General features: G+C 41.6%; 19 protein-coding genes and 1 pseudogene. 15 read left to right on the top strand and 5 right to left on the bottom strand.

What is annotated here, in order from left to right:
• Window positions 1-180 precede the first annotated feature (180 nt).
• From fumC to BO26_RS00215, 3 genes and pseudogenes are all read left to right on the top strand, one after another.
• Window positions 181-1,575: a class II fumarate hydratase gene (fumC, locus tag BO26_RS00225; protein ID WP_036768023.1), complete on the top strand. Its 1,395-nt coding sequence runs from the start codon at window positions 181-183 to the stop codon at window positions 1,573-1,575.
• A gap of 94 nt (window positions 1,576-1,669) precedes the next feature.
• Window positions 1,670-1,870, top strand: a pseudogene (higB, locus tag BO26_RS00220) (type II toxin-antitoxin system toxin endoribonuclease HigB); the annotation flags it as partial.
• Window positions 1,870-2,184, top strand: coding sequence for a HigA family addiction module antitoxin (locus tag BO26_RS00215; RefSeq protein ID WP_036768021.1), 315 nt, complete (start codon window positions 1,870-1,872; stop codon window positions 2,182-2,184). The pseudogene higB and the gene BO26_RS00215, both read left to right, overlap by 1 nt.
• 55 nt (window positions 2,185-2,239) lie before the next feature.
• On the opposite strand, the gene BO26_RS00210 is transcribed toward BO26_RS00215, so the two are convergent.
• Together BO26_RS00210 and parS are read right to left on the bottom strand one after the other, a co-directional pair.
• Window positions 2,240-2,710 (bottom strand): RES family NAD+ phosphorylase, encoded by a 471-nt coding sequence (locus BO26_RS00210; RefSeq protein WP_036768020.1) that lies wholly within the window; start codon window positions 2,708-2,710, stop codon window positions 2,240-2,242.
• A complete protein-coding gene (gene parS, locus BO26_RS00205) occupies window positions 2,707-3,156 on the bottom strand; it encodes a type II RES/Xre toxin-antitoxin system antitoxin (RefSeq protein WP_036768019.1) in 450 nt (149 codons plus the stop codon). Before parS ends, BO26_RS00210 begins: the two co-directional genes overlap by 4 nt.
• A 318-nt stretch (window positions 3,157-3,474) precedes the next feature.
• On the opposite strand from parS, the gene BO26_RS00200 reads away from it, so the two are divergent.
• Entirely contained in the window at window positions 3,475-4,044 is a 570-nt protein-coding gene (locus BO26_RS00200) for a hypothetical protein (RefSeq protein ID WP_036768018.1), read from the top strand.
• A gap of 84 nt (window positions 4,045-4,128) precedes the next feature.
• Entirely contained in the window at window positions 4,129-4,500 is a 372-nt protein-coding gene (locus tag BO26_RS00195; protein ID WP_036768017.1) for a VOC family protein, read from the top strand.
• A 64-nt stretch (window positions 4,501-4,564) separates the two neighbouring features.
• On the opposite strand, the gene tus is transcribed toward BO26_RS00195, so the two are convergent.
• Window positions 4,565-5,491 carry a DNA replication terminus site-binding protein gene (gene tus / locus BO26_RS00190; protein ID WP_036768016.1) on the bottom strand — a complete coding sequence of 309 codons (927 nt, stop codon included), beginning with the start codon at window positions 5,489-5,491 and terminating at the stop codon, window positions 4,565-4,567.
• A gap of 499 nt (window positions 5,492-5,990) precedes the next feature.
• Here tus and BO26_RS00180 point away from each other — a divergent pair, with 499 nt between their 5' ends.
• Complete coding sequence (locus tag BO26_RS00180) at window positions 5,991-6,581, top strand: LysE/ArgO family amino acid transporter (protein ID WP_236637220.1); 591 nt, start codon at window positions 5,991-5,993, stop codon at window positions 6,579-6,581.
• Window positions 6,582-6,766: 185 nt separating this feature from the next.
• On the opposite strand, the gene BO26_RS00175 is transcribed toward BO26_RS00180, so the two are convergent.
• A complete protein-coding gene (locus BO26_RS00175) occupies window positions 6,767-7,366 on the bottom strand; it encodes a lytic polysaccharide monooxygenase (RefSeq protein ID WP_036768013.1) in 600 nt (199 codons plus the stop codon).
• A gap of 768 nt (window positions 7,367-8,134) precedes the next feature.
• On the opposite strand from BO26_RS00175, the gene BO26_RS00170 reads away from it, so the two are divergent.
• From BO26_RS00170 to BO26_RS00135, 8 genes are all read left to right on the top strand, one after another.
• Window positions 8,135-8,521, top strand: a complete 387-nt coding sequence (locus BO26_RS00170; protein ID WP_036768012.1) for a DUF2170 family protein — start codon at window positions 8,135-8,137, stop codon at window positions 8,519-8,521.
• A gap of 20 nt (window positions 8,522-8,541) precedes the next feature.
• Window positions 8,542-9,228: a PspA/IM30 family protein gene (locus BO26_RS00165; protein WP_036768011.1), complete on the top strand. Its 687-nt coding sequence runs from the start codon at window positions 8,542-8,544 to the stop codon at window positions 9,226-9,228.
• Between the two features lie 61 nt (window positions 9,229-9,289).
• Entirely contained in the window at window positions 9,290-9,952 is a 663-nt protein-coding gene (locus BO26_RS00160) for a YjfK family protein (protein ID WP_081861808.1), read from the top strand.
• Window positions 9,953-10,390, top strand: coding sequence for a DUF350 domain-containing protein (locus tag BO26_RS00155; protein ID WP_036768010.1), 438 nt, complete (start codon window positions 9,953-9,955; stop codon window positions 10,388-10,390). It abuts the gene before it with no gap.
• Between the two features lie 12 nt (window positions 10,391-10,402).
• Entirely contained in the window at window positions 10,403-11,323 is a 921-nt protein-coding gene (locus BO26_RS00150) for a DUF1190 domain-containing protein (RefSeq protein ID WP_036768009.1), read from the top strand.
• Between the two features lie 58 nt (window positions 11,324-11,381).
• Entirely contained in the window at window positions 11,382-12,548 is a 1,167-nt protein-coding gene (locus BO26_RS00145; RefSeq protein WP_036768008.1) for a glutathionylspermidine synthase family protein, read from the top strand.
• A gap of 109 nt (window positions 12,549-12,657) precedes the next feature.
• A complete protein-coding gene (locus BO26_RS00140; RefSeq protein WP_036768160.1) occupies window positions 12,658-12,948 on the top strand; it encodes a type II toxin-antitoxin system TacA family antitoxin in 291 nt (96 codons plus the stop codon).
• Complete coding sequence (locus BO26_RS00135) at window positions 12,935-13,447, top strand: GNAT family N-acetyltransferase (RefSeq protein WP_036768007.1); 513 nt, start codon at window positions 12,935-12,937, stop codon at window positions 13,445-13,447. The genes BO26_RS00140 and BO26_RS00135 overlap by 14 nt, the downstream gene beginning before the upstream one ends.
• Before the next feature lie 198 nt (window positions 13,448-13,645).
• Here the strand turns inward: BO26_RS00135 and BO26_RS00130 are convergent, their stop codons facing one another.
• Window positions 13,646-14,902, bottom strand: a complete 1,257-nt coding sequence (locus BO26_RS00130; protein ID WP_051690820.1) for an MFS transporter — start codon at window positions 14,900-14,902, stop codon at window positions 13,646-13,648.
• A 144-nt stretch (window positions 14,903-15,046) separates the two neighbouring features.
• On the opposite strand from BO26_RS00130, the gene BO26_RS00125 reads away from it, so the two are divergent.
• On the top strand, window positions 15,047-15,961 hold the full coding sequence (locus BO26_RS00125; protein WP_036768005.1) for a LysR family transcriptional regulator: 915 nt from the start codon (window positions 15,047-15,049) through the stop codon (window positions 15,959-15,961).
• Window positions 15,962-15,969: the final 8 nt, after the last annotated feature.

Genomic DNA, 15,969 nt, shown 5'->3' with positions numbered 1-15,969 from the left:
TGATAACAGAATGTTATACCCAATAGATTTCAATTTGCAACGCGGCGGCAAGGGAGCGAATCCCCGGGAGCATAGATAACTATGTGACCGGGGTGAGTGAGTGCAGCCAACAAAGAAGCAACTTGAAAGATGACGGGTATAGGCATATTCGATTATTCTGTGTGTTAAGGAGAGATAGTAATGGCAGCCACTCGCATTGAAAAAGACTCAATGGGGCCTATCGAAGTACCTGCTGACCAATTATGGGGAGCGCAAACTCAACGCTCGCTGGAGCATTTTCGCATTTCGCAGGAGAAAATGCCGGTTGCATTGATCCACGCTCTGGCATTAACCAAACAGGCTGCGGCCAGTGTAAATATGGATTTGGGTCTTCTGCCGAAAGAGCGGGGTGAAGCAATTATTGCTGCCGCAAAAGAAGTGCTGGAAGGTAAACATCCAACAGAATTTCCGCTTGCTATCTGGCAGACCGGTTCCGGAACACAAAGTAACATGAATATGAACGAAGTGTTGGCGAACCGTGGTAGCGAGATTCTTGGCGGGGTAAGGGGTAGCGAACGTCTGATCCATCCTAACGATGATGTCAATAAGAGCCAGAGTTCTAACGACGTTTTCCCAACCGCGATGCATGTTGCTGCCGTTATCGCGCTGCGTGAACACCTTATTCCTGAGCTGAAAGTATTACAAAAAACACTGACTGATAAAGCTGAAGCTTACAAGGATATCGTCAAAATTGGGCGTACTCACTTGCAAGATGCGACGCCACTAACACTTGGTCAGGAAATTTCCGGCTGGGCAGCTATGCTGACTCATAACCTGAAACACATTGAAGACAGCATTCCTCATGTTTGTGAATTGGCACTAGGTGGTACAGCGGTAGGTACAGGTTTGAATACGCATCCTGAGTATGCCGTTCGCGTTGCTAAGAAGCTGGCTGAATTAACCAGCCATCCGTTTGTCACTGCACCAAATAAGTTTGAAGCTCTGGCTACCTGTGATGCCCTGGTTCATTCACACGGTGCACTGAAAGGTCTGGCGGCTTCAATGATGAAGATTGCCAACGACGTTCGCTGGCTGGCTTCTGGTCCACGCTGTGGTATTGGTGAAATTTCAATTCCTGAAAACGAACCAGGCAGCTCAATCATGCCAGGTAAAGTTAACCCGACTCAATGCGAAGCGGTCACGATGCTTTGTGCTCAAGTGATGGGTAATGATGTTGCTATCAATATTGGTGGAGCATCTGGCAACTTTGAACTGAACGTGTTCCGCCCAATGGTTATTGATAATTTCCTGCAATCTATTCGCTTACTGGCTGATGGTATGCGTAGCTTCAATGAGCATTGCGCTGTCGGTATCGAGCCTAACCGTGATCGTATCACCCAATTGTTGAACGAATCTTTGATGCTGGTAACAGCGCTGAATACGCATATTGGTTATGACAAAGCCGCCGAAATTGCCAAGAAAGCGCATAAAGAAGGGCTGACACTGAAACAATCAGCAATGAAACTGGGTTATCTGACAGAAGTTGAGTTTGACGAGTGGGTTCGTCCTGAAGATATGGTTGGCAGCTTGAAATAATTGCTGCTTTAACCGTGAAAAACTAACCGGAGACGAGTGCTCCGGTTTTTTGTTTTACTGCGATAACTGCCAACTTTTCTCCGCTTTAGCCATTGTAAAAATCTATTGCCAACGTTTACAGGCTATTGATACGGCAAATGAAATAGGTGAGTTAAACCGTCAAATCTATAAACTTCACCCGTTGAAAGGCGATCGCGAAGGTTACTGGTCTATTACTGTCCGGGCTAACTGGCGCATTACTTTTCAGTTCATTAACGGTGATGCTTACATTTTGAATTATGAGGATTATCACTAATGAGACAGTTTAAAATTTCCCATCCCGGAGAGATTATAGCTAGAGATTTAGAGGACATGGGTGTTAGTGGTCGTCGCTTTGCACTCAATATTGGAGTAACACCCGCTACGGTATCGCGTTTTCTTGCCGGTAAAACCGCGTTAACTCCATCACTGGCAATTCGTATTGCCGCCGCGCTGGGAAGTACACCTGAGTTTTGGCTGCGTCTCCAGAGCGCTTATGACCTGCGTCAGTTGGAAAATCAAATCGACACGTCCGGGATCGTTTTATATGGCGAGCAGGACGAAATGTCGCAGGTCACCTCAAAGCATTAAGCAATATAACCGGAGACAGGTGCTCCGGTTTTTTGTTTTACAATCTCATCTCAGATTATTTTTTTGTCTTTACTAATCGGGAATCAATGCCGAAATCAAGGTTTTTAACTGTATTGATATACTTATGAAAATCTTTCGCCATAGGATTCAACATAACGTTATTTTCGTAGGGGACAATGGCAGAGGGAACCATCAGACCAATGGATTGACTAACTTCGAACCATTCACTGCCTATTTCCATTGTGCAGGCGGGAGGTATGGGATCATTCCAGTCAGGCGGTAACGTATCGATGTTTAAAATATCAATTTGACTTTCAGGGATATCGATACTTAGCAGCGAAAAATCAGCGAGAAGCTCATCGTCTCCTGCATGGACAAGTACTTCCAGCACAGCAAGAGAAATAGAAGTGGCGACATAGACCGCTGGTCTTCCTATATTGTGCCAGCGGCCACCATACAGTTTTCCTCCAGTACCGCTCCATGCTGATTCGACATATTTTGAACGGGTAAGTCGGTATAGGATCACGATACAATCCCGTGCTCAATTCTACCGATGAGATTCATGACATCTAGTGCGCCACTTTCTGTATCGAGCATTGACTCAGGCGTGACGTATCCCAGACCTCGAATCGGGCGCTTCATCCATTGAGTTGCTTTATCTTTGTCACCGTTAAACAGATCTACAACGTGATCCATTACACGAACGAATCGGGCAATTCGCTGACTTTCATCAGCCGTGAATTTACCTTTACCTGAACAGCGTCTTGAATAACTGCGGACTTGAATACCAGCAATCCGCAGGATATCTCCTTTACCGAATGTGGACCAATTTTGTATTTTCTCAACTATCGTTACTGGTAACCCTTCGTTTAATACTGCATTCAAATGTGGTCCGCTGCTTGAAGGGAAGCCCAGGGTTCGCCAAAGTGGGGGAGGATTTTGGACTTTATGGCTTGGTGTAAAAACTTGCATAAGCACCTCGTTAGTCATTTGTCTATTTTATAATAGACAAATGACTTGATTTGGTCAAATAACAAGTGATTTTAGGATAAATCACAATAACTGTATATATATACAGTTATTCCTTGAAATGAAGGAGCTGATGTAGTAGTTTAGTATTCCCGGCATAGGGAGGGCTTTGGACTCAATACGTTATTTTGAAAAACTCATACGCCTTTTTAGCAAATCCACCGTAAACTCTCTTTACGGCGGGCGGCATTCACTATACTGAATTTAGATTGTGAATTATAATCCACCGATTATTTTTTGAATCCAAAAAGGACAAACTACATGTTAGGGCCAGTATCGAATCATCAATATATCTCAGCCAAAATCAGTAGCAGTGAAGATTCACTTCCCCGGAGAGTAGACGTTCATTCCCTCTATGGAAGCGATAATGAAACAGGAGGTATGCTGAACAATAAAGTAGAGGCTCGATTAAATGATATCATCATAAAAAACAATGAAATGTTCGGGTTTGATTATTACCAGCAAAACCCATATGAGCGGAAAATACTCCTCGAAAGTAGAAAGGGGTATTGTGGAGAATGCTCCGACGAAGTATTGAAATATGTTGATGATAAATATTATGAAAAAGTCAACCCATCTAAAGAGCACTATTTTGTTTTGAGCAAGGATCAAATTAATATTATTGAGCCATCTTATAAGCAAATGTTTTTTAAAGCAGAAGCAACAGAAATGGAGTTTGATAAAACAAATAAAATCCTAAAAGAGTTCCCTGATGTCTTTGTTGGTAGCAAAAATGATTTTGATTATATGATAATAAAAATTTGCGATATCTTTGGCATTAGCGCACCCCATACACTCGAATACTGGAATATTAATCGAAGCTTACGTTAATAAGAGTCGATTTAAACCCTCGCTTAATTGAACTGTACCCCAATAGTTGGATGCTTATAGTCAAACTTACATGAGAATTACATAATGATAATATCCTCTAAACCTAACCTTCAACTTGTCTACGTATCTGATATTGAACGTTCGACAGCCTTTTACCAGACACTTTTCAATTCTGAACCGGTGTTTTCAAGTCCCCGCTATGTGGCATTTTCTGCTGGCGGTGAAGCATTGTTTGCTATTTGGTCGGGGGGAACCAAGCCAGATGTTGCTGTTCCACGGTTCTCTGAGATCGGTATTATGTTGCCATCCGGCGAAGATGTAGATCGCCTCTTTGCGGAATGGAAGAAGAACCCCGACATCAAGATTGTACAGGAACCTTACACTGAAGTTTTTGGTCGTACTTTCCTTGCAGAAGATCCTGATGGTCATATTATTCGGGTATGTCCTTTGGATTAAAATGAAGGGTATATTTGTGAGTTAACTTCCAGGGCAATTTATTTGCCCTGCAATTATCGTTGGCTTAAATTTCACGATATAAATGCAATCTGGGAATAATCAGTTCCAGTGGTTTGGCTTTGGGTTTATGGCGATGCACTATTGTATTAGCATTGTAATCACTAAGTTCACCTATCTTTGGTTTGTTATCACCATAGTTAATATAAAACGCAATTATTGGCAGAGGACAGGCATATTGCACTTGCTTTTGTTGATCGGTATACCAGACTCGTGCAATAGGTTGCACTTTTACTGGACGTTTTATTTTTAAGGCCACATTGTCGGGCAATTTTTTTATGTCGGCGATTTCTCTGGCAACTAATTCTGCCCATTGTTCTCGAGAATAAGGGGAAACTGCGCGCCCAGAGTGATAGCTTTTCTCTAAGCGTTGCAGAATTTGATCTTTTGTGACTTTATTAATGATGTTTTTATTCGCCCAACCAAAACGAACGGAATCAGGATTAAGCAGGGGAGTGATGGTTCTGTAAGCGTTTAGTGTAATCAACCCATGTAACTGATTATGAACAAACTCAAACCTCTGCTCTTTATTCACACCTGATTGAATGGTTACGATATGCTCAAGTTCGGCTTTTAGCTTATTAATTTCTTCAATCAACGATAAAGCAGAGTGATATTGCAATTGATTTACAGAAAAACACATCACACCGGGAAGGCGAACAGCTGCTTTACTGCTGATATTTCGATTATTGTGATGGATAAATAGCTTCAAATAATGGCTTAAACCTAAATCTAATGCGTCATTACCTGTCATTTTATTGACCATTATTTCTGTGATTGGATCATGTTCACTGCCTTTTTCCACGTCAGGCAGAACAAACACATGGGCAGCCAGTAAAGAATAATGGTGAAGGAGTTCATTCAATTGTTTCAATTTGCTTTCTTGTTTTTGAAAGCAACTATTCAAATCATCAATTGATGAGTATTTATTCATATAAGTAACCTTTTTAGTTACAACATACTTTTTATTATAAAACAAAAAACATAAACATCAAACTCGTCTGTTCATTAAAACCGCTAAACAGAATTAATTAATGCCCATATCACATAAATGGGTTTTCTAATAGTGTAACGACATTGATTATCCTATGATTAGAAAGAATTGTGGCGAGACCCCGCGGGGTAGGCCACTGTGTCGGTCGATGTTTCTTCGGAGGTCAATATTATGAATAATTTGGTAATCGAAAAAAACTTTGGACGTTCACGAATAAGCCCAGTTAATGAACAACCTGCTTCCACGTGTGTATCTCATTGCCAATATTGCTTTCGCCAAGATGTTCTTTCCGAACAACACGAAATTGGAAAAACAGCTATTGGTAAGTCGATATTGGAATTGGATTCCTACCTCAGTACGCATCCCGATCTAGACATACCGGGTGATATCAAAATAATGCTTTGGAAAGATTATGTTAGCGTTAATTAATGGTTTTATTTTGTGCTTAGGACTGGTCATTTCAATTGGCCCCCAAAATATAGAAATTCTTCGGGTTGGTCTGTTAAACGATCGTGTTGTCCTGCTTGCTTCAATGTTTGTCGCTTGCGATGCAATCTTGATTACCATCGGTGCCTTAGGTGTTGGAAGTATTATTGCGTTAAATCGAGAAATAACGGTGGCTTTGATGTCATTCACCGTTGTATTCCTTCTATTCCTGGCGTTTCAGGCAGGGCGTCGGTCTATGAGAAAGAGTGGGGGCGTGATTTCCTTTGGTGGGCAACAAAATACCAATGTCTCTGGCATGGTGAAACGTGGACTCGTTCTCTCGTTCCTAAATCCTTTAGCTCTGCTGGAAACTATCGTCATCCTGGGATCAACAGCAGCGCCTTATGCCGTTAGTCATCGAATTTTATTCGTAGCTGGCGCACTAGCAGCCTCGTCTATGTGGTTCTATGGTCTGGCTTATAGCTCGCATAGGTTATCGAACCTGATATCGCAACCGTGGCAGCACCGCATGATTGAGGGTATTGTTGCCGTCACTCTGTTTATTACGGCCTGCTGGCTGGCACAGCGTACTTTCATTATTTGAAGCTAATGTAAGGAACAGCATCCCGCTGTTCCCGTATACCTGTTATCTTTCAAGTTGCCTCTTTGTTGGCTGCACTCACTCCAGTTACATAGTTTGCTATGCTCCCGGGGATTCGCTCCCTTGCCGTCGCGATGCATCTTGAAATCCATAGGGTATAATCATTAATTCATAACATGTACTGGATATCAGGCAGGGTTAATTGTCGTATCAATCACTTGGTAAAATGCATTAAGCGTATCTGCAACTGTCCAGACACCTAATATAACGTGGTAGCCCTGATAACCTTCTGGCAAAGTACATTTATTAATAACTGTATTCCCCGGCATTTTTTCCTGGTAATCCTCAAAGCAGAAAGGTGTACTATTAAATTGCTCTCTGGTTAAAGGCTTATTGGGGTCCCAGTCTAATTTGGTAATAAAATATTCCCAACTTGAAGTCTTGTGTTGAATTATAATTTCCCATTTCAATTCAATATCACCGGTAGTAATGGGAATTTTCTTCCATCGCTCAGCTGTTTGAACATCCAATGCACCAAAGTGACCAATACCCGCACTGGCAATATGGCCATCTTCTGGACCAGCTTGCGGGAAGCCTTTTTTAGCTTCAAGAGATTGTGGTTCATATTCCACTAACCCACAATCCGTATTTTGTTTGTTTCCCTGTGCAGAACAAAGGAATGCTCGACTTCCTGGATTATCAATATAACCATGAGCCCATGCAGCATTAAATAAAGCTGCGGTTACCGTAGTGGCTAAAGTCATTATTCTCACTTTATGTTTGTACATAATAGTGCCCTCCATTAGACAGGATAATTACTCTATGACAAACAAAGCCCCGGGACTTAATTATTAAGTTTAGAAGAATATATATGATTATCCATTTCATAAATTGATTAGTAGTCTAATTACATTAAGGTATTGAAATTTTGCTCTAAAAGTGCCTGTTATTATTTTTTGTAATATAAAAAGATATGATTTCTATAATTTATTCTACCTTGCTGATAAAAGAGGCAATTTTTGCGTTTTGAATGGTGTGTCCACTCACTTAAAAGCACATATTTATAATATGGTTATTGTGACTGTAAGTCTATTTTACTGAGGATATTCAAGGTCATGTGCAAAGGTATGAACTAAATCATCCAATAAGTTCCTAATAGGGTATTTGGCTGGCAAATTAACCTGTTTGTGAGGATGGCAGCAATATGATGCTGCTCTATTGAACTAATAAAACAAGTCCCTGTCTAACTAACTCAGTTAAATGGATAAGCCTTTTAAGCTTTCGATGTCATAGAGAATAAACCAATTAATCTCGTTGTTGATAGAAGAGTGGGAGGCATAAAACGTTTTGGTGAATTACGGGGTATAGATGCTATGATAGGCATAATTCAATCCAGTTAGCGCTATGGTATTATTTAACGGTAGTTCTGATAGCTCAAAACTGAATTGAACTACTTAAGTGTTCTACTATTTATCTGGATGCGATATTTGTTAAAATTAGTGCCGTAAAATACGGGTTGTGGCTGGAAAACGGCACAAACTATTGGAGTAAGTAACTTGGAATTAAATCAAGTAATAACTGCGCTTGAAAAGTCTGATAACAATTGGGCTGTAGAGCAAACAGGTGAATGTCTCGTAATCACTAACGAAGATGGTGTTAAAGCGCATTTAGCCATTTGTGGAAAACAAATTACAGTAGAAGCCTTGCTGTTCTCGGAAGAATATGTTTCGGATATAGCGGCCTTAAATAAGTTCATTTTAGAAACGCATAAGATGATCCCTCTGACTTCTGTTGGAATTACTGCTGTAGATGGTCAATCTTACTATACCGCTTTTGGCGCGTTATCTTCAGAATCAAAAGTGGATAGTGTTGTCATTGAAGTTTCTATGTTGTTCACTAACATTGCTGAGCTTCTTGATGCGTATTCTGAGTTTCTAAAATAACAACATAGGGTAAAAATATCATGAGTAGTGTATGGAAAAAGCTTTTTAAAGCAATTAAAGGGACTGTAAACAATGCGGCAGAAGCTGTAGCTGATAGTAATGCGTTGACCATTCTTGATCAGGAAATTCGTGAAGCGAAAACAGAAATTCGCCGTGCTGATGAAAGCCTGATTAGTATTATCGCCAAGCGAAAAATGGCAGAGCGAAAAGTTTCATCTATCGGAACCAGTATCACTGAATATGAAAATCATGCTCGTTCTGCTGCTAATAAAGGTGACAGCGGGCTTGCTTTAGAATGCGCTCAGAAAGTTGCTAACTTGCGTGGTGAATTGGAAACAGAACAATCACAGCTTGAATCTTTCAAAAAATCTGAAGCGACTCTCCGCCGCACTGTACAAGAAGCTAAAGAAAAAGTGTCTCAGCTTGAGAACCAAGTGGACCTTGTTAAAGCAACTGAACAAGTACAAAAAGCACAAGCTGCTACCCACAATTCTGTTATTGGAGCGTCTTCTAAAACATCTACGGCTCTTGATTCTCTTGAACGTATCAAAGCACGCCAGGCTGAAAAAGCTGTCCAGTTCGAGGCTCAGCAAGAGCTTCACGATAGCGAAACTTCAAGTAATCTGGACAAAAAGCTTAAAGAGGCGGGTATTACCTCAGGCTCTGCGTCTGCAGAAGACGAACTTGCTCGTATTCTTGGCAAGTAATTCTCTGGTTGTTAGATAAAGACCCTTCTCCTTAGGGTCTTCCTCTTCAAAGGATGTTTCCATGTTTTCCAAAATCGCTGATGCATTTAATAAGGCACTTAGCCGCAAGGAAGTTGTCCCTGTTGGTTCGAAAGTGCCAGAAATATTGGGGTTGCGTATTGGTGGTGCACTTGAGATAGACCCGCTCATACTAAGGCTGATCGAGTCTGACCTGACCATTGAAAATGCGGCTTCAACTCAACTTATATGCGCCGTTGGTGTTGTTGACCTTGGTGATAATGTACGTTTGGTTCGCTACTATACCGATGACGAAGGCTACCTCCAGGTGCTTCAAGAAGGTGAGAGCGATGATGGCGTAAAAGAAGTGAGCCTGTGGTACTTCTACGAAACCAAGTCAGTCGATTCCCAAAATCAGTGGGATGCGCTGATTAAAAATGGCATCGTCACACCGAACGGGCAATATGATCTCGACGGCACTCGGTTCTCTCAGTTGTGGAGTAATACAAAACCGGTAGCTATGACTGAGAAAACCTACCATAAGAACGGTAACGTAACTGAAACTGACCAGTTCATCATGGTTTATACACGTCAGATTTCAAATAACAGAACAGAAGAACTTCTCATTGCTGGTGAAGAAAAGATCGTAGGCAGCAACTTAGACAGATTGTTAGTACAAAGCACCGGTATTCAACTTAATCAGACAGATTTTAAAGTGGTGGCATAAATGATTACACTCGCAAATGAAGAACAAGCATTAACTCAATTTATTGACGGTGTGGCCAACTTTGGATTGTGTTTTGGCTTGGCACTCGTTTTCTTTATTGTATTCAAATTCGTCTACGTTATGGTGACTCCACAAGATGAGTGGAAACTGATCAAGGAAGAAAAAAACACCGCGGCTGCAATATCGCTGGGGGGAGCCTTGGTTGGTTATTCCATCGCAATTGCAAGTGCAGCCAGTAACTCTTTAGGTGTAACGGATTTCGTTATGTGGGGCATTGTTGCATTGTTAGCTCAGATCGCGGGCTTCTTCATGGTTCGCTTATTCATGATGCCGAAAATCGTATCTCGCATTGAAAACAATGAAATCCCAGCGGCTGTAGTTTTGGCAGCCGTTTCAATTTCTATTGGTCTTCTAAATGCAGCTTGTATGACTTACTAATTCAGAGGTTGTATGACGAGCAAGAATAAAAAGCGCAGAATGCGCAGTAAAGGGATCAACATTGAGAATAAACGTAAATACTGGCGTACTTTCTCATTCACTTCGTTAGCAGCCCTCAGTGTTGGTTGGATAGTAAGTTGTAGCCAGTCGACGGACGAACTATCAATCCGGATCTATAAGGATTTGGTCGCTTGCCAAAACGATCCTCAGAATACTATCGCGGCTGAATGTGAAACTACGTACAAGGCAGCATTGCGTGAAGCAGATCGTACATCGCAGAAATTCAGGCGAGAAGCAATGTGTAAACTTGAGTACGGCGAGTGTGAAGAGATGCCGGGCAAGCTTGGTTATCGACCAAAGATGGCTGCTTTCATGATGGCTGATGTAACGCCTGAGAATTTCAACAAGTATGATCTTTCTGAGCAATATCGTAACGTGTTCTACCAACCAATATTCACTTCAACATCAAGCTACAGTGATCTGTACGGTAAGCTGTTTTTTGCTGATGGCAAAATCATTGGTTCCTACTCAAATATGGACAATATCCAGTTCGAGATGAGCAAGCGTTATTTACATCCTCTGGAAACTGTTCGCTTGCCAGAAGCTTTCCAAAGCTCAACCCAGAGAACAGAAAATGTACCTGGGACAAGCTCAGTATTAAACTCGCTGGGGACTGCTTATATCGCTTCTGAGATAGGTAATTATTCAGAACGCAAGCACAGAGAGAGGATGTATAGAGAACGTCTAAATCGTGAGAGAGAGCAAAAATCTGAAACAGGCTATTACAATGGTACAAGTACCGGCTATTCAACGAGATCTACAGACTTCATTAAAATCCCAGGCGACAATCCTGTCGTAACCACCAAATCTAAGGGGGGTTTTGGTTCAACGTCCTCAGCTAAATCAAGCTGGGGGGGAGGATGGGGTGGTTAGATATTTGGGTGATAATTTTCTCCAATATGCAGATAAGGAAATATTGAAAGGTTAAAGAATGCTACAAATTTCAACTACACCACGTCATGATTGGAAAAAGCGTGCAAAAGAATTTGGTTTTGGTTTCCATACGATTGATGATGAACCGTACTGGATCGAAGATCGTTACTATCAGTTCACTCTTGAGCAAATTGAAGAACACATTGAAGCTCCGACAGAGGAAATCCACCAGCTTAGCCTTCAAGCGATAGAACGCGTGATTAACAGCGACAAGCTGATGGATAAATTCCAAATACCAGAAACAATGTGGCGGTTGGTTCGTGAATCCTGGCAGCGCAAAGACCCTAGCCTCTATAGCCGGCTTGATTTTGCTTATGACGGTAAAAATACAGCCAAGTTATTGGAAATCAACTCAGATACGCCGACCTCGATCTATGAGCTTGGCTTCTTTGGCTGGTTGTGGTTAGAAGACAAAGTTAATCGCGGCGAAGTACCACGTTCGGCAGATCAATTTAATCTCCTGCAAGAGTTGCTTGTGAATCGCTTCCGCGAGCTTAAACCGTTCCTGCAATTCAATACACTTCACTTTGCATGTTGCAAGGGCACAGAAGAAGACAAGGGGACGGTCGATTATATGGCTGATTGTGCTAAGGATGCTGGCATCTACACAGAATTTGTCTACGTTGAAGACATTGGCCTAAGCGAATGCGGCAAATTTACGGATAATAATAGTAAGGTCATCGACTCCATATTCAAGTTATATCCGTGGGAGTTCATGTTTCGCGAAGAATATGCTCAGCATCTGGCAACAGCGGGTGTTAACTGGTTTGAGCCAATGTGGAAGTGTATTACGTCAAATAAAGCCATCTTGCCGTTGCTTTGGGAAATGTGCCCGGGACACCCAAACTTACTCGAGGCTTACTTTGCCGATGACCCGAAAGCCAAACGTCTAACTCATTATGTCAAGAAGCCAATATTTAGTCGTGAGGGCGCGAATATCAGTATTTACAAAGACGGCAAAGTGATTGAGAAAATCGATGGGCCTTATGGGGAAGAGGGTTACATTGTGCAACAGTACACTCCGTTACCAAAGTTCGGTGATAATCACGTGCTTATTGGTAGCTGGCTCATCAATGACAGGCCCGCTGGTCTATCGGTGAGGGAAGATATTGGCCGAATCACAAAAGACACATCGTTATTTGTGCCTCACATTATTCTAGGTTAGCTGAACCTTATATGATGGATTTTTGTGTGTCATTGTGGCATACAGATTTTTCGTGTGCCATAATGATACCTGATGGAATTTATTAATACTGATGACAATAGGTAAAATTATGACCACTAACACAGAACGTAAAGAAACTCGCTTGGTTGCACGAACATCCGCAGAGATACAAGAAATTATTCAAAGGGCAGCCGATTACTCCGGTGCGACTCTTTCACAATTCCTTATTGAGTCGGCAATGGATAAGGCCCGTAACGTGATTGAACGAACTGAAACATTACATTTGTCGATGGCCGGTGCGGATGCATTGTTTGCTGTGCTGGAAAATCCTCCGAAAGCAAGCAAGAAGCTACTTAAAGCGGCGCTGGGCTACAAGGATGCAGTGAATGATAACCATTGAAGAAATAACCCATCAACATAATCGCAAAGTGTTTGATTGCGGCGTTAATGAATTAAATAAGTTCTTACAGCAACAAGCCCGGCAGAAAACCGTAAAGCACATATCAAAAACTTACGTGGCCTGCTGGGATTCGACACCCAAAACTATCATCGGTTATCACACGTTGACCGGGTATTCAGTAATAACGCCGCCTGCCCATAAAGACTATAAAAAGTATCCTCATCCACTTAATGCAGTAAAATTAGCCCGTCTTGCTGTGGATCATTCGTGCCAAGGGAAACGATTAGGCGAAAAGTTATTGGTTGATGCCATCTATCGCACCGTGTTGGTCGCACAACAAATATCGGCTATCGGACTATTTGTTGATCCTATGACCCCAGAGGTCATTTCGTTTTATCGGCAGTATGATTTTTTACCCACCGAGCCAAACGACCCTTCATGTCTTGAAATGTGGCTGCCCATTAAAACCTGTATAGAGGTTGCCAGTACCTTGCTGTGAGTAATTTTACTGAGCATCTTTCGTGACTGCTCCCGCCGCAAAGAGGGCATCACACTTTGCCTGTAGCACAGGTGGCACAACGAGAAAAGCATTAAAAGTGTACGTTGCCAGTCAGAAGACGCCGGAGTAGCCAGCCCTAAAGCCCTTTGGGCTCTCGCCTGATATCCCTGCTCGGGCACTGGTTTAGGGCGGTTTTTACTAAGATGCTATTTTGGCATCAGGTAACTTAATGAGTTTAGACCCTAAAAATAAAGCTAAAAGGGTAAGAATGGTAATAAATAGAACAATGCCATTCCAACCTAATTGAAGCCAGAATATACCACCAAGGGTACCAGCCACACTTGAGCCGGCATAGTAGCAAAAGAGATAAAGAGAAGATGCCTGGGCTTTAGCCCGGCGAGCACGACGTCCAACCCAACTGCTAGCGACAGCATGTGCTGCAAAGAAACCAGAGGTTAATACTGTTATACCAATCACAATCATCACCGCAGACGATAGCATAGTAATAAGAATACCAACCAGCATCATACTAATCGTAGCTATCAAAACTTTCCCAAGTCCGTATTTACTTGTTAATGCGCCAGCCTTAGATGCACTGAATGTACCTGCAAGATAGACAAAGGATAATATTCCTACAGTTGACTGACTAAAATGATAAGGTGAATCGAGTAAACGATAACCTATATAATTAAATACGGTAATAAAGCTGCCCATCAGCAAAAATGCCTCAGAAAATAGTAATGGCAATCCTTTATCACGAAAATGTAACTTCAAGTTTATCAATAAAAATTTTGGTTTCAGAGAGTTTGGACGAAAATGGCGTGATTCGGGTAGCATGCGGCAAAACATAATGGCAGCAATCAATGCAAATGAACCTAATACGATGACAGAAACACGCCATGAGGAATAATCGGTGATAATACCGGATATTAATCGGCCACTCATTCCACCAATAGAATTCCCGCTGATATAAAGTCCCATTGATAAAGCAGTAAAGTTAGGATGAATCTCTTCACTAAGATAAGTCATCGCAACAGCGGCAACGCCACTGAGGGATAAACCAACCAGAACGCGTATAACCAGAATTCCATACCAACTGGTCATCAATGCACTCAGTAAAGTGAAAAATGCAGCGGCAAACAACGCAGTTACCATGACATTTTTACGGCCAATTGCATCAGACAAGGGACCTGTTATCAATAATCCCAAGGCCAGCATTCCAGTCGAAAGTGATAAAGATAAACTGCTGGTTGCCGGAGAAACACTAAAATCTTCCGATAACATCGGTAGAATCGGTTGAATAAAATAGAGCAAGGCAAATGAGGCTAATCCTACAGTAAAGAGTGACAACGTCACTCTAATATACAAAGGGTCTTCTTTTTGAAGATAATTTTTCTCATTTTGAATATCCTGGATAAGATCATTACCATTACCAGAAACTCGGTTTTCACTGATGCTATGGATAGTGCTCACATGAATCCTTACTTAACTCATAATAAGTAACTTTTGTTTTGATTCAACCAAGCATATGAATTGCGAAATATTTTGTCTAATATATTAATCATTCATAATGATATGTATTAAATATCGAAGGTGATTATGGCTATCGAATTACGGCATTTGCGCTATTTTATTGCAGTTGCAGAAGAATTACATTTTGGTCGTGCAGCAGAACGGCTTAACATTTCACAACCGCCATTAAGCCAACAAATTCAGTCGCTTGAAAATAGTATAAACGCACAGTTATTAGAGCGTAATAACCGAAATGTGAAGCTGACTCCGGCAGGTAACATGTTTCTGGAGGAAGCTTATCAGATTCTTGCCCAGGTTGATGCTGCTACAACAAAAGCAGCGAGAATGCAAAAAGGGGAGCTTGGCGAAATATCTATTGGTTTCACCTCTACAATACCTTTTATGCCTAAGATCACGCTTAGCTTACGACAATTCCGGGAACGCTATCCGGAGGTATCTATTCATATGCATCAAATGAATACGAAACAACAGCTCTCACCATTACTTACTGGCCGAATAGATATTGGTATTATGCGTAACACTCAATTACCAGATAACCTAGAGTATCGGCTGTTATTTCGTGAATCTTTTGTACTTGCTGTTTATGATGGACATCCTTTATTGGAATATACGGAGCAAGGGATAGAACTCGAAATGCTAGCTGGTTATCCGTTGGTATTTTTTGAACGCGAAGTAGGGACGGCTTTATATGATGAAATCATGACTTTACTCGCTCAAGCTGGTGTAACGCCAATGATCTCACAAGAAGCAGGCGAGGCAATGACAATTCTTGGCCTGGTCTCCGCCGGGTTAGGGATTAGTGTTGTTACCGAGTCTTTTACCCGAATGAAAGTCGATGGTGTCCAATATATCCCACTCGCTGATGATTATTCTTTTTCTGAAGTGTGGCTGGTAAATCATAAAAATAGACCGGGATCAGCGGCAGCAAACAGGCTGACAAAACTACTCATGTCTAACATCTTAAACGAGAAAAATAAGTAGAAACTCAC

The organism is Photorhabdus australis DSM 17609, from assembly GCF_000711895.1.
GTDB lineage: Bacteria > Pseudomonadota > Gammaproteobacteria > Enterobacterales > Enterobacteriaceae > Photorhabdus > Photorhabdus australis.
This window is presented reverse-complemented; position numbering and strand designations above follow the sequence as displayed.